The sequence below is a fragment of the Alcaligenes sp. GCM10023179 genome, assembly GCF_042653705.1.
GTDB classification, from domain to species: Bacteria; Pseudomonadota; Gammaproteobacteria; order Burkholderiales; family Burkholderiaceae_B; genus Alcaligenes; species Alcaligenes phenolicus.
The window spans coordinates 323,083-336,387 of record NZ_JBHSIQ010000001.1 but is presented as its reverse complement, the minus strand read 5'-3'; the positions used below and the strand labels follow the sequence as shown (position 1 = coordinate 336,387).

The 13,305-nt window shown below is 56.0% G+C and carries 13 protein-coding genes; 5 read left to right on the top strand and 8 right to left on the bottom strand.

Going from position 1 to position 13,305, the window contains the following annotated elements; genetic code table 11:
• The first annotated feature begins 119 nt into the window (after positions 1–119).
• The 3 genes from ACFPDR_RS01515 to ACFPDR_RS01505 all read left to right on the top strand — a co-directional run bounded on the left by ACFPDR_RS01515 (position 120) and on the right by ACFPDR_RS01505 (position 2,276).
• Positions 120–1,022, top strand: a complete 903-nt coding sequence (locus ACFPDR_RS01515) for a LysR family transcriptional regulator (RefSeq protein ID WP_035270199.1) — start codon at positions 120–122, stop codon at positions 1,020–1,022.
• Positions 1,023–1,163: 141 nt separating this feature from the next.
• The gene (gene sodC / locus ACFPDR_RS01510; protein ID WP_009463437.1) at positions 1,164–1,712 is read left to right on the top strand and encodes a superoxide dismutase family protein; all 549 of its coding nucleotides are present in this window, start codon (positions 1,164–1,166) and stop codon (positions 1,710–1,712) included.
• 36 nt (positions 1,713–1,748) lie between these two features.
• Positions 1,749–2,276, top strand: coding sequence for a pyridoxamine 5'-phosphate oxidase family protein (locus ACFPDR_RS01505; protein ID WP_035270198.1), 528 nt, complete (start codon positions 1,749–1,751; stop codon positions 2,274–2,276).
• A 91-nt stretch (positions 2,277–2,367) separates the two neighbouring features.
• On the opposite strand, the gene ACFPDR_RS01500 is transcribed toward ACFPDR_RS01505, so the two are convergent.
• The 7 genes from ACFPDR_RS01500 to ACFPDR_RS01470 all read right to left on the bottom strand — a co-directional run bounded on the left by ACFPDR_RS01500 (position 2,368) and on the right by ACFPDR_RS01470 (position 9,771).
• The gene (locus tag ACFPDR_RS01500) at positions 2,368–3,408 is read right to left on the bottom strand and encodes an AbrB family transcriptional regulator (protein ID WP_376910301.1); all 1,041 of its coding nucleotides are present in this window, start codon (positions 3,406–3,408) and stop codon (positions 2,368–2,370) included.
• A gap of 79 nt (positions 3,409–3,487) precedes the next feature.
• Positions 3,488–5,011 carry a tripartite tricarboxylate transporter permease gene (locus ACFPDR_RS01495; RefSeq protein WP_376910299.1) on the bottom strand — a complete coding sequence of 508 codons (1,524 nt, stop codon included), beginning with the start codon at positions 5,009–5,011 and terminating at the stop codon, positions 3,488–3,490.
• A complete protein-coding gene (locus ACFPDR_RS01490) occupies positions 5,008–5,445 on the bottom strand; it encodes a tripartite tricarboxylate transporter TctB family protein (RefSeq protein ID WP_035270589.1) in 438 nt (145 codons plus the stop codon). Before ACFPDR_RS01490 ends, ACFPDR_RS01495 begins: the two co-directional genes overlap by 4 nt.
• 95 nt (positions 5,446–5,540) lie before the next feature.
• Positions 5,541–6,533, bottom strand: coding sequence for a Bug family tripartite tricarboxylate transporter substrate binding protein (locus ACFPDR_RS01485; protein WP_035270195.1), 993 nt, complete (start codon positions 6,531–6,533; stop codon positions 5,541–5,543).
• A 124-nt stretch (positions 6,534–6,657) separates the two neighbouring features.
• Positions 6,658–8,064, bottom strand: a complete 1,407-nt coding sequence (locus ACFPDR_RS01480; RefSeq protein ID WP_376910297.1) for a sensor histidine kinase — start codon at positions 8,062–8,064, stop codon at positions 6,658–6,660.
• Between the two features lie 24 nt (positions 8,065–8,088).
• Positions 8,089–8,772 (bottom strand): response regulator, encoded by a 684-nt coding sequence (locus tag ACFPDR_RS01475; protein ID WP_060185405.1) that lies wholly within the window; start codon positions 8,770–8,772, stop codon positions 8,089–8,091.
• A 66-nt stretch (positions 8,773–8,838) separates the two neighbouring features.
• Positions 8,839–9,771 (bottom strand): LysR family transcriptional regulator, encoded by a 933-nt coding sequence (locus ACFPDR_RS01470; protein WP_009463447.1) that lies wholly within the window; start codon positions 9,769–9,771, stop codon positions 8,839–8,841.
• 103 nt (positions 9,772–9,874) lie between these two features.
• Here ACFPDR_RS01470 and ACFPDR_RS01465 point away from each other — a divergent pair, with 103 nt between their 5' ends.
• Both ACFPDR_RS01465 and ACFPDR_RS01460 read left to right on the top strand, forming a co-directional pair.
• The gene (locus tag ACFPDR_RS01465) at positions 9,875–11,197 is read left to right on the top strand and encodes an MFS transporter (protein WP_035270190.1); all 1,323 of its coding nucleotides are present in this window, start codon (positions 9,875–9,877) and stop codon (positions 11,195–11,197) included.
• A gap of 20 nt (positions 11,198–11,217) precedes the next feature.
• Positions 11,218–12,168 (top strand): carbon-nitrogen hydrolase family protein, encoded by a 951-nt coding sequence (locus ACFPDR_RS01460; RefSeq protein ID WP_021447211.1) that lies wholly within the window; start codon positions 11,218–11,220, stop codon positions 12,166–12,168.
• Between the two features lie 139 nt (positions 12,169–12,307).
• Here ACFPDR_RS01460 and ACFPDR_RS01455 read toward each other — a convergent pair whose 3' ends face one another.
• Entirely contained in the window at positions 12,308–12,727 is a 420-nt protein-coding gene (locus tag ACFPDR_RS01455; protein WP_035270189.1) for a helix-turn-helix domain-containing protein, read from the bottom strand.
• Positions 12,728–13,305: the final 578 nt, after the last annotated feature.

Here is a 13,305-nt window from a genome sequence, read left to right as displayed (position 1 = left end):
GCAACTCCCTGAAAGCTTGATCTATACCGTGATAGCTCGCAGTAGACTTAAAAATACGCACGGGTTTCGTCCATTATTTGGTACCCGCCTTGCAAATATTCTTGTCCAGGGTTGTAGCCATGTCTCCTATTGATCCCAATTGGCATGATCTGAAAATTTTCCTGGAAGTGGCGCGCTGCGGCACCCTGGGCGCGGCCGCCAGACGTTTGAAGGTAGACCCGTCCACCCTGAGCCGTCATATCAGCCGACTGGAAGAAACGATTAACGCGCCCATCTTCGAGCGCAGTAACCAGGGTCTGCATCTGACCGCAGGCGGGCAAGGCTTGCTGGAGTATGTGGAGTCCATGGAAGCCAGTGCCGTGGCTCTGGCAGAACAATTGGGGGATCGCCCTAAAGAACCCTCCGGCACAGTGCGGGTCGGCTCCATGGAAGGCATTGCCTCCTTATATCTGGCGGCAGAGTTTCAGGGCTTTTCATCGCTACACCCCAAAATCGCCATTGAGCTAGTCACGACGACCCAGCAAATGCACGTCAACCGGCGCGAAGCGGATGTATTCCTGAGTTTTTTTCCCATGGCAGGCAAGTCCATTGATGTGGTGCCCCTGGGCTCCTTTCCGCTACATCTGTACGCGTCTCCCGAGTACCTGACCCGTCACGGCCATCCCTGTGATCTGGACGACCTGCTGGATCACCAATTTGCCTCTTATGTGGACGACCTGATCCAGCTGGATACCGTGCGCTGGCTTAATGAAATCATCTCCCGGCCCAAGCTGGCTTTTCAGTCCTCCAGCATGATTGCCCAGATGTTTGCCGCCGCAGCCGGTGCAGGTATCGTCATGCTGCCCTCTTTTGCCAAACCGGAACGACTGGGCATGATCAAGCTGCTGGATGAACAAGTTACCGTACGTCGCACCATCTGGATGACAGTGCATCGGGACTTGCAATACTTGCCCCGCATCAAGGCAGTAACTCGTTTTCTGGAAAAGACGATAGGCCGGGACTACCCTTGTCGGACCGACTAAACCCTTGCTTGGTCCACCGCTTTCAGGCACTTTTTCAGGCCGACTTTACTGACAAAGAGAAACGTCTCTTAACTGCATGGCGCGGCTGCAATGCTAGGCTGATCTAACCTTCTGTTTTATTTCAGCAAAGGAATCAGCCTTATGCGTTTTTCTTCCTTCAAAGCGCGATGCGCAATGGTCTTGGCCACCGCAGGCGCCACCCTTGCTTTATCCGCCCCCTCGCTGGCCGACGTCATCATCCCCATGAATATGGCTACCGAAAGCGGTGCTGGCGAACAGATCGGCCAGGTTAGCGTCCGTCAGACAGAGCATGGTTTGGTTTTCACGCCAGACCTGAAAAACCTGAAACCCGGTGTACATGGCTTCCATGTGCATGAGAATGCCAGCTGCGCCCCCAGCGAAAAAGACGGCAAGGTAACGCCTGCCGGAGCAGCGGGCGGCCACCTGGATCCTGCAAAAACCGGCAAGCACGGCTTCCCATGGGGCAACGGCCACTTGGGCGACCTGCCCGCCCTGTATGTACAGGCTGACGGTACCGCCAGCACACCCGTTCTGGCCCCACGCCTGAAGTCCTTGGATCAGATCAAGGGCCGCTCCCTGATGATTCACGAAGGCGGTGACAACCACTCCGACCACCCCGCGCCCCTGGGCGGCGGTGGCGGACGCTTTGCTTGCGGGGTGATTAAGTAAGCAGTGTTAACTCTTCAACCTTCTCAAGGAGATGCCATGAACGAAACAATTGAATCTTCCTTTGAACATCTGCAAGAGATTATCAAGGACATCCGCTTTGCGATGTTCGTCACCCATGCGGCCAATGGCGAACTCCATGCCTGGCCCATGACAACCCAGAAGGCAAAAATGGGTTCGACCCAAGAGGACTATGAGCATGACAAGCTATGGTTCTTCATGTCGCGCAGCAGTGACCCGGTCAGTAATCTGAGCGCCAATCCGCATGTGAACGTCAGCTATGCCGATCCTAAAAGCGACACCTATGTGTCGGTGTCCGGTATGGCCCGCGTGGTCGACTCCATGAACCAGAAAGAACGCTTCTGGAACACCATGACTGAAGCCTGGTTTGCCGAGGGCATTACCGACCCCGATCTGGCGCTGGTGTGCGTGCATATTGATAGTGCGGAATACTGGAGCGTGCGCGAAGGCAAGCTGGCACAAGCCGGAAAAATGCTGAAAGCCACCCTGATGGGCGAGCGCCTGACCGAGATCGGCGAGCATGGCAAAGTCACGCCTGGCCGCTAACCCTCTGTCGCAAGCCACCCTTTCTTGATGCAAAAGAAAAAAAGCCCGGTCAGACACCGGGCTTTTTTCATCAGGCTGATACGAACAGCCCTCAACTCAGTTTTAAGTAGCGGGCAAGACGGGTATATAAAGGTCCGGTCAACACCAACACGCAAACCATGCGCGCCACCTGAAAGGAGGTCACCATCGGCGCTCCTAATTGCAGCACTTTGGCGGTAATCGCCATCTCTGCAATGCCGCCTGGGCTGACGCCAAGCACCAACGTGGGATAGGCAATATCGGAAAGCCGATACAGGCCATAGGCGAAGGCAAACGCCAAGCACAGATTGATCAGGTTACTGATGGCAGCGACCCCCAGATACCTGGGAGCACGACGGAAAAAGTCCGGCCCGAACTTGTCGCCCAGAGCCCAGCCAATGCACAGCTGCCCCAAGTTGGAAATTTGTATCGGCAGGCCCGACAAAATAATGTCGTTATACGTAAGACTGGCCACCACCAACAAAGGGCCTAGCACCCAAGGGTTGGGCAAACGCAAGATTTGAAAGAGGAAGCCGGCCACACTGCTTAACAGCACCAGCAGAGCCAGACCAGGAAGGTTCAAAAAATCAGGCCGTACAACAGCTCCCGCCTGCTCCCCCGAAAAGCCCAAAGCCTCGAACGCGAAGGGAATAATCACTACGACCATCAGCACCCGCAAACCATGTGCAGAGGCGACCAGATCCGGACGTGCGCCATAACGCTCCGCCAGCCCCGTCATCTCGCTGGCTCCTCCTACTGCACTGGCAAACCAGGCAGTACGCAGATCCGTACCGGCATAACGAGTCAGCATGAATGTACCTATGCAGCACAAGACCAGCGCAAACACCATGCCCATCACGATAAACAGAGCATTACTGCCAATCAGATGCACCATGGCCGGAGTGAAATACAGCCCCAGGGATGTCCCAATAACCCATTGACCTGCGTTGCGCGCCAGCGGCATGCAGGCCCCCGGACTGCCTGCCATTTTGGTAGCTGCCGTCAAGATCAGGGCACCCAACATCCAGGGCAAAGGCATACTCAGCCAACTGGCCACCAGGGCACCAAGCAGGGCTACCCCAAAACCCAGGGCAATTCGAAACCAGATAGCCATAACAAAAACAACAAGGCCAGGCCGCAGCCTGGCACTTTCTCCCGATAAAAGCCCCACCGAAGCGGTGGGGTCCCCCTATTTATGTCTCGTCGTGCAGTTGCTTGCGCCCTGCAATACGACGCAGCACGATCGGACCTACACTAACCAAAACGGCCGCGATCCACAAGGCAATTGAAACTTTGCTCTCGAACAGAATACCGATTTCACCGTTCGTGATGGACAGCGCGCGACGCAGATTCTGCTCCATCATATTGCCCAGAACCACTCCCAGCACCATCGGTGCCATGGGCACGTTCATCTTGCGCAGGAAGTAGCCCAGAACGCCGATACCAACGACCAGCAGCAGATCAAAGCTCGTGCCATTGATGGCATAGACCCCGATATAGCTGATCGCCAAAATACCAGGCACCAACAGGCGCGGAGGAATAGCCAGCATGGAGGCAAAGACCCGCACCATGGGCACGTTCATCAAGAACAGCATGACGTTGGCGACCATCAAGGAAGCAATCAAGCCCCACACAATCTGTGGCTGCGACTCAAACAACACTGGCCCCGGCGTGATGTTGTACAGCGTCAGGGCACCCATCATGACCGCCGTTGTTCCAGAGCCTGGCACGCCCAGTGTCAGCATGGGAATGAAGGAGCCGGTTGCAGCACTGTTATTGGCCGCCTCTGGCGCAGCCAGGCCACGCATATCGCCCTGGCCAAACATGGCATTGGGATCTTTGCCTTCGATATATTTTTTCTCATTGGCGTAGGCCACCGCAGAGGCCACACTGGCCCCGGCACCGGGCAGGATACCGATAAAAAAACCCATCACGCCACCACGCACGGTGCTCCACCAGGTCATGCCCAGCTCTTTCAGGTTAAAGAGCTTGCGCTTGCTTTTAGGTACTTCGATCGACACGCCACCCAACAGGTTTTCCAGCATCTGCAACATCTCTGCCACAGCAAACAAACCAATCACGACAACAACAAAATCAATGCCATCTGCCAGGTTCGGAATATCAAAGCTGTACCGATATACCCCCGAGTTGGCGTCTACTCCCACCGTAGAAATGAACAGGCCCAGCATAGCGGCCAGGATACCTTTGACTGGCTCATCCCCCAACAAACTGGTCAGCGCACAAAAGGCAAACACCATCAGCACAAAATACTCGGCCGGGCCAAAGGCAACCGCCCAGCCCGCCAGCATGGGAGCCAGCAGCACAATACCGCAGATGGCAATGGTGGACCCGATGAACGAGGAAAAAGCCGACAAGGACAAGGCCACACTGGCCAAACCTTTGCGCGCCAGCGGATAACCGTCCAGCGTCGTCATGACCGCTGCCGCTTCACCGGGCACATTGATCAGAATGGAGGTAATACGACCACCATACTCCGCACCCACATACACAGCGGCCAGCAGGATCAGAGCAGACTCCGGGGGCAGCTTCATGGCAAAGGCAATCGGCACCAGCATGGCTACACCATTAATCGGCCCCAGCCCAGGCAACACGCCCACAATGGTGCCGATAAAAGCGCCAATCGCGACGACCAACAGATTCTGGGCAGAAAAAGCAACGCCAAAGCCTACGCTCAAATAATCAAGAATCGAGCTCATAACCACTCTCCCAGGATGCCGTAGGGCAGAACCACATCCAGGCCCAAATCAAATAGCAGAAACAGCCCCACTCCCATCGCCAGCCCGCCAATCAGGGCCTGCTTCCAGCTACCGCCAAACAAACGGCCTACCAAGGTAGCCATCAGCGTGGTGGCAATGATGAAACCCAGCCACTGAAACAGCCAGGCATAAGCCGCCAGGTAGGCCACCATCATCAAGATGCGGCCATTGGCTCCACTGGGGTTGGCAGGCACAGTCCCACCACCTTTGATAATCAGGCGCAGCCCACATAAAGCAATGATCAAGGCCAGCAATAAAGGGAAGGCCTTGGGGCCAACAGGCTCATAGGAAAAAGGCGGCTCTAGGTCGTAGCCAAAAGCGGTGATCAAGGCAGCGAGCACCAGCGCGCCCACGCCTAGTACGCGATCATTCAGCGTCATGATTGGAATCTCCGGATTCACCCGCCATGGACGACGGGGCAGACAGGCGGCACTCCCGGCGCAAACCGGCCGGGAGTACCGTAAAAAACTTACTTCTTTATCAGGCCAAACGAGTCAGCCAATTCTCGATACTGAAGTACTTGTTGTTTTACGTAAGCATCCAGTTCCTGGCCGCTCATATTGAAGGGGAACAGGCCCTGCTGGGTTTGCATGCGAGCAAACTCGGGCGTTTTCATCAGCTGCTCGAACGCCTGAACCCACCACTGATATTGCTCGTCAGAGACTTTGGGGCCCACATAAAAGCCGCGAATAATAGGCCACTCAATATCAAAGCCCTGCTCTTTGGCCGTGGGAATCTCGGCCAGTGCACCGTCCAGTCGCTTGTCGTTAAAGACAGCCAGAACACGAATAGGCGCCCCACCCTCCAGCATGGTGTGAGCTTCGGCTGCATCGCCCATATAGGCCTGAATATGGCCACCGCGCAGGGCCGTCATCGCCTCGCCACCGCCCTCAAAGGCAACAAAGCGCATTTTGCGGAAATCCACATCTGCGGCACGGGCCGTCAGCGCAGCCTTCATCCAGTCCTGCCCACCCACGGAACCACCCGCTCCCAGAACAATCTTGGTCGGGTCGGCCTTGAAGGCCTCCATCAGGGATTTCAGGTCCTGATAAGGCGAGTCCGCACGCACAATGGCCACGCCATAATCACTGCCAATCGACGCCAGCCAGCGCACGTCCTCTACCGAGTATTTGCCAAACTTGCCCTGTGCCAGATTCAGCAGGGAGCCACCCGAGAAAGCAGCAATCGCATTGCCGTCGCCCGGACGCTGCGCCACGATATGGTTATAGGCCACCGCCCCTACACCGCCGGGCATATAGACGGTGCGCATGGGATTTTCCAGCAGCTTGGTTTCCAGAAAACCGTTCACGGCTACACGACAGGTCAGGTCAAACCCGCCGCCTGGCTGTGCTGGAGCAATACACTCAGGCTTGGAGGGTTGCTGGGCCTGTACGCCACTCAGACTGCTCAAGCCCAGAATACTGCTGGCCAGTAGCACCCGTAGTTTCATGTGGATAGTCATTGATTCGCCTCCAGGAGGATCTTAGTCGTTGTAATGGGTGCGACCTTACCGGAGCGAAGCTTTCGCCTACCTTTCAATTTCGCCAAAAAACACGATTTTCAAGGGTATACCCTGAACCATCCAATCAGTGTTCAAGCGAATCAAACTCCAAATGCACGATCAAACCACGCTGCTGCGGTCCTGTCCGCAGGCTCATGCGGGCGCCATGAATCTGTGCAATAGCCTGTACGATCGCCAGCCCCAAACCGGAGCCCTGCAAGGCCTTCCCCGCCTCGCCGCGCCTGAAACGATGGCCTGCCTTGGCCATATCATCAGCACTCATACCCGGACCATCGTCTTCAACCTGAATGCTGCACACCGGCCCTTCCTTGCGCACCGTTACCGTAATGCATGCAGCACGTGGGCAGTACTTGATGGCATTGCTGACCATATTGCTTAAAGCCTGTTGCAAGAGCCAAGCCTCCCCGGCTACCCGAACAGGGGTGGAGGGCGCGTCCAGGCCCAGGTCCTGACGCTTGGACCTCGCCAGGCTCCAGAGCTCATCCACCACCAGCCCGGCTTGCTGGCACAAGTCGACTGTGCCCAAGGCCGCGCGGGTGCGTAGCTGGTCAGCAGCATCGCGAACCCTGGACAAGGCCACCATTTGATGCGTCATCTGAGCCGTGTTGTTCAAGCGTAATTGAATTGCCTCCAGCACCTCCTTCATTTCATCGGTCTTGGCCAGAGACAGGGCAAAATCCACCTGGGTCAGCAAAACAGCCAAGGGGGTTTTCAACTGGTGCGAGGCATCGTCCAGAAACTGCTGTTGCTCGCGTGATTTGCGTGCATAACGATCCATATGCAAATTGATGGTCTGTACCAAAGGCCGGACCTCTCGCGGCAGGCTGGCCTCGCTGATCGGTTCCAGATTATCGGGGGAACGATGCCGTACCTCGGCGCTCAACTTGCGCAAAGGGCGTAGCGCCAGCAAGGTGCCAACCAGAATCAGAATAATGAAAAGGCTGAGCACCGCCACGTCCTGAATCAGATTCTGGATAATGACTTTGCGTATGAAAGCATGGCGCTCGCTCAGGTTTTCACCAGCCTGAATCAGAATTCGGCTGTCTTGATAAGTCTGCAGGCGCCCATCCGACTCCAGCGCCACCGCCGCGATGCGCAAGGGCTCTCCCAGATATTCAGCGTCATAGAAAACGGGTTGATTACTGAGCAGACGCCGCACGGGCAGCGGCATACCGGTAAAGCCAATTTCCGATAAACCATCTTCAGTAGCCACCCTGAAATACACCTGACTGCTGATGGTGTACTCCATGAACTCCATCATGTAGTAAGACTGCTCCATCGCCAGCCCGCCACTAATGGTCAAGACATTGGACGACATGGACTTCAAGGCACCGGCCAAAGCCCGGTCAAACGCGGCGTTGACCTGATCCTTCAGAGTCATGCTGGAAACAAACAGGGACACGCCCGAGGTCAGCAAAGCCGCAGGAATCAGCATGAACAACAAAGTACGACGCAGACTGCTTAAGGCCATATTTGCCCCCGATAAGGCAATACGCTAAGGCTCATCATCGCCCACAGGCTCCAGGCAATAACCTACGCCGCGCAAAGTGACGATATGGACATCCGAGGACTGCAGTTTCTTGCGCAAGCGATGCACCAATACCTCGATAGCTTCAATATTGATTTCATCCTCATCCTTGTCATTGAGCCGATCCAGGATGAACTGCTTGTTCACAGGTTCTCCGCTACGCTGCACCAGAATACGCAGCACCTCGGCCTCGCGCGGTGACACGGACAGAAGCGCCGAATCCAGCGTAAAGCGCTGTGTGGACAAGTCATAGATCAGGCTGCCACACGCCATACGCGGTTTGTCCTTGCCCCGGCTACGACGAATCAGGGCATTGACGCGCGCCACCAGCTCTTCAATACGAAAAGGTTTGGGCAAAAAATCGTCCGCCCCACACTCCAGGGCTTCCACTCGCTCCTGCAAGGAGTCGCGAGCCGTCAAAATCAACACGGGAGTCCGGTTATCCTCCGAACGCAGACGTGCCAGCAAGGCACGTCCGTCCATGCCCGGCAAGCCCAGGTCCAGGACGAGCGCATCAAATTCCTCGATCTGCAAACGATGGTAGGCCACCATCCCGTCGTTGGACCACTCGACTGCAAACCCTTTCTTTTGCATGCTGCGCGTCAGCCACAGGGCCAAATCAGGCTCGTCTTCAATCAATAAAATTCGCATGGCGGATAGTAGAAAAGAAAACAGAACAGGGGCAATAGTACGCCGCCGGATCGTATCAGCAGCACGTCACTGGCTGACAGACTCGGTCAGCTCCAGCACAAAACGCCGCAACCAGCGGCTTTCTTCATCATGTTCCTTGTTGATGTCCCAAATCATGGACACCACAAAAGATGGCACTCGCAACGGCACCGGCGAGACGGCTAATCGACTATTGCATTCCACAAAGGAACGGGCGGCGTAATCGGGCATGGTCAGCACCAAAGGGCTGCCAATAATGGCGTTGATTGCCCCGGAAAAATGCGTGAACGAGGCCTTGACCTTGCGCTGCAGTCGCTCGGCATCAAAGAGTTCATCAACAAAGCCGCGCAAGCCGTCAAAGGACACCCGCCCATGATGAGCATGCAGATACTCCTGCTTGCTGATGGGGGTTGAAAACGCAATGGACTGCTTATCGTAAATGCAGATATAGGAAGCGGAAAACAGCACTTGCGACTTGTGCATGGTGCTCAGAAATTTGGGGCTGGAGCAAATCGCCAGATCCGCCCCATGCTCCACCATGCTTTGCGGCCACAAATAGCTATTGGTTTGGTAGAAGGAAAAACTGATCGTCCAGCCCTGCTCGTCAGCCATGCGAATCATGCGTTTGGCCAGCATATTTTCCAGATCGTCGGACAAAGCGATGCGAAAAACCCGGCTGGAGCGAGCTGGATCGAACTCCTGCTCGGATGTGACCAGCGCCGAGATGCTTTTCAGGGCCTCGGATATCTGCGGGGCAATCTCCAAGGCCCGATGCGTAGGCGTCATTCCGTGCGAACCACGGGTAAACAGCTCGTCATTGAATACCACCCGCAACTTGCGCAAAGACGCGCTGACCGCGCCCTGGGTCAGAAATAGGGCATTGGCGGCCTTGGTCACGCTGCGCTCGTTCATCAAGCACTGGAACACCAGCAGCAGGTTCAGATCCATCCGCCTGATATTAGCGATATTAATGGAAGCCATTTTTCTAATTAGTTTGAATAATTATTTGGCTTGATTAGACTAAAAATCAGCCACAACCACAATAAGGGTCGGGTATTCACCTGCCCTGCTCGAGGAGATCTTTATGGGCACTGCTACCGTCGCCCCTGCACATGCCAAATCGGCCCCCCCAGGCCAGCCGGGCTTAAGTAAAAAACAAGTTGTTGCCGTTGGTATTGGCAACTTCATGGAATGGTTTGACTTCGCGATCTATGGCTACTTTGCAGCCATTATCGGCAGCATCTACTTTCCATCCGACGCCGCTGGCGTTTCCCTGCTCTCGTCCCTGGCCGTATTTGCCGTGGGTTTTGTCTCGCGCCCCTTTGGCGCCCTGATTCTGGGCCCCATTGGCGACCGCTTTGGCCGCAAGACCGTGCTGATGATTACCGTCTTTGGCATGGGTGTATTCACCACCCTGATTGGCCTGCTGCCTGGCTATGACACCATCGGCATTACCGCTCCTATCCTGCTGGTTGTGCTGCGCTTCCTGCAAGGCATGATGGTGGGTGGTGAATGGTCCGCTGCCGGTATTTTCCTGGTGGAAAGCGCCCCCTCCAACCGTCGTGCCACCGCCGCCAGCGTAGTGACCTTCACCGCCGGCATCGCCTTCCTGCTCGGTACCGCCACCGCTGCCGCCATCAACGCCACGCTGACCGAAGCCCAGGTCTACAGCTGGGGCTGGCGTGTGCCCTTCGTGCTGTCGATTGTGATGACCTTCATTGCGGTTTTTATCCGTCGCAAACTGAACGACACCCCCGTCTACCACGAGCTGCAGGAAAAGAAAGCCAACAACACACTGGAGCGCGTCTCGTCCAAGGACAAGTTCAACGCTTTTGTTCTGTCCTTTGCGTTCTCCGCCCTGTTCCTTGTGTCGCTGTACTACTTCATCACCTACGCCAATAACCACCTGGTTTCCATCCTGGGAATGAGCAAAACCTCGGCCCTGTGGCTGTGCAGTGCCTCGTTGGTGGTGTATTGCATCTTGCACCCACTGGTTGGCCGTTTCTCGGACCACTACGGTCGCCGCAAACTGGCCTTGTTTGCCGCTGCGGGTCTGACCATCATGGCCTACCCGATTTTCATCATGATGAACTCCGGCAAACCCGCACTGATTCTGCTGGGCCTGATCATCATGGCTTTCCTGGTAGCCATCTCTGCCGTCATGAACGTGGTGCTGCTGGTGGAAGTGTTCCCCGCCTCGATTCGCTCGACCGGCGCCGCACTGGGTCACAACGTCTCGTCGGCACTGCTGGCTGGTCCTGGCCCCTTCATTGCTGCCGCCCTGATCCAGTACACAGGTAACCCCAACGTACCGGCCTGGTACCTGGCTGCGGTATCCCTGGTGTGCTTCCTGATCCTGTATACCCGCCTGCCTGAAACCAAAAACGTGGACTTGTCCGCAGGCTGACCTTTAAAGGAGACCTAGTTATGAGCAAAGTTGCTGTTATACAAGCGGCATCCATTCCGTTTGACTCTGCCAGCAGTGTCGAAAAAGCCGCCGCCATCTTGCAGCGCGTAGCTGCCAATGGCGCCACTCTGGCTGTCTTTCCCGAAGCCTTTCTGGGCGGATATCCCAAAGGCATCAGCTTTGGCAGCGTCATCGGCAACCGCCGTCCTGAAGGCCGTGCCCTGTACCAGATGTATGTGGAAGGCGCTGTCACCCTGGGGGGCCCTGAACTGGAAGCACTGGCCGATGCCGTTACCCAAACCGGTGTCTACACCGTGATGGGCGTAATCGAAAAAATGGGCCGCACCCTGTACTGCACCGCTCTGACACTGGCTCCGGGCAAAGGCGTGGTGGGCATCCACCGCAAACTGATGCCTACCGGCCAGGAACGTCTGGTCTGGGGCTTTGGCGATGGTTCCACCATGGGTACTGTCGACACCCCCATGGGCCGAATCGGCAACGTGATCTGCTGGGAGAACTACATGCCCACCCTGCGTCAGACCATGTATGCCCAAGGCACCGAACTGTACTGCGCTCCCACGGCAGACGACCGCCCTACCTGGGCCTCGTCCATGATTCACATCGCCGTCGAAGGCCGTGTGTTTGTGCTGTCCGCCTGCCAGGCCATCCGCCTGAACAACTACCCCGAGTCCTTCCAGAAAGAATTTGCCCTGCCCGGCGAATTTGCTCCGGACAGCTACGTGATGCACGGCGGCAGCATGATCGTCAGCCCCACCGGCGAAGTGCTGGCCGGCCCGGTGTTTGACGAAGAAACCGAGCTGTACGCTGAACTGGATATGGACCTGCTCAAACAGGCCAATCTGGACTTTGACGTCTACGGCCACTACTCGCGCCCCGACATCTTCTCTCTGCATGTAGACACCCGAGCCAAGCAGGTAGTGAAACTGCAAACCGAAGACTCGGCCGAGTAAAACCAGCCAAATCCTGCACCAAAAAACCGGCCCCATCGCGCGATAAACGTGATGGGGCCGGAACTGCTTTTGAGCCTGGCACAAGCTGCTGCCTGCACCTGCCCTTTCCTGTCGTAGCTTTCTTTTTAATCCCTTGGCACTAGCTCAAAGCCAAAGGTTCCAGCACGGGCTGATACGGAGACATCTGCAACTGCGTCTCGTCCAGACCCATTCCCTGCGCCAACAGAGCCAACATCGTCAGGCTCAATGGAACAAGACCTTTCTCGATCACGTTGTATTCCGCCACACTGATTCCCAAACGACTGGCCAAACGCTCGCGCTTGATCTCCAGATACTCGCGCCAGGCACGAATCAGGGTCCAGCGATGCGTTCGCATATCCTTGAGCACCACATACGGGATACCCTTGTCCGAACGCACGAAACGCGGTGCGGCCATCAACTTGCGCACGCACTCATCATTCATGGCATCTCGTGTCAACAGATGGGCATACAGCACGGCCTGCTCGGGCAAAGTGCGAGGATCAATATCTTCAGTGGTCAACAAGTATGTATTCATCATGGCTGACAAACCTAAGGATGTAAGAGAACGGTGAACCCTGAACTTACCGACCCGTTCCACCCCGGTCTGTCAGATAATTCTGAAAGTGCACCCTGACCGCCCTATCGGCTGATCCTGATCAAGACACACATCCAAACAGACCAAAAAAAAGCCCCTGAACACGTCAGAGGCACTCTTCCACAGCACTACACAACAACAACAACAACAACAACAACAACAACAACAACAACAACAACAACAACAACAACAACAACAACAACAACAATTCAGATACAAGCGGGCCTTAATCCACCCAGACACAGCGTCATAAACCCGTGGCCGATCCAAGGAACCGTGCAATGAAAGCCCAAGTCACGCCCCTGTAGTCGGAAAGCCTTAAGGCAAGAATTCCCTGTGAGCCCCTCTGGCCTGCGCCGGGGCCTTGGGGCGATTCAGAGTGCTTGCCGCAGGCGAGAGATCAGGCGGGGGTTCAAGCACCCAGCTGTTTGAACCCGACGCTTGTACTTGGTCCGGGGGACCAAGTACCGGGTGAGTTCTGGGTGCGCCCTGCCTGATCTCTTGACAAGGGGACCGGTGCG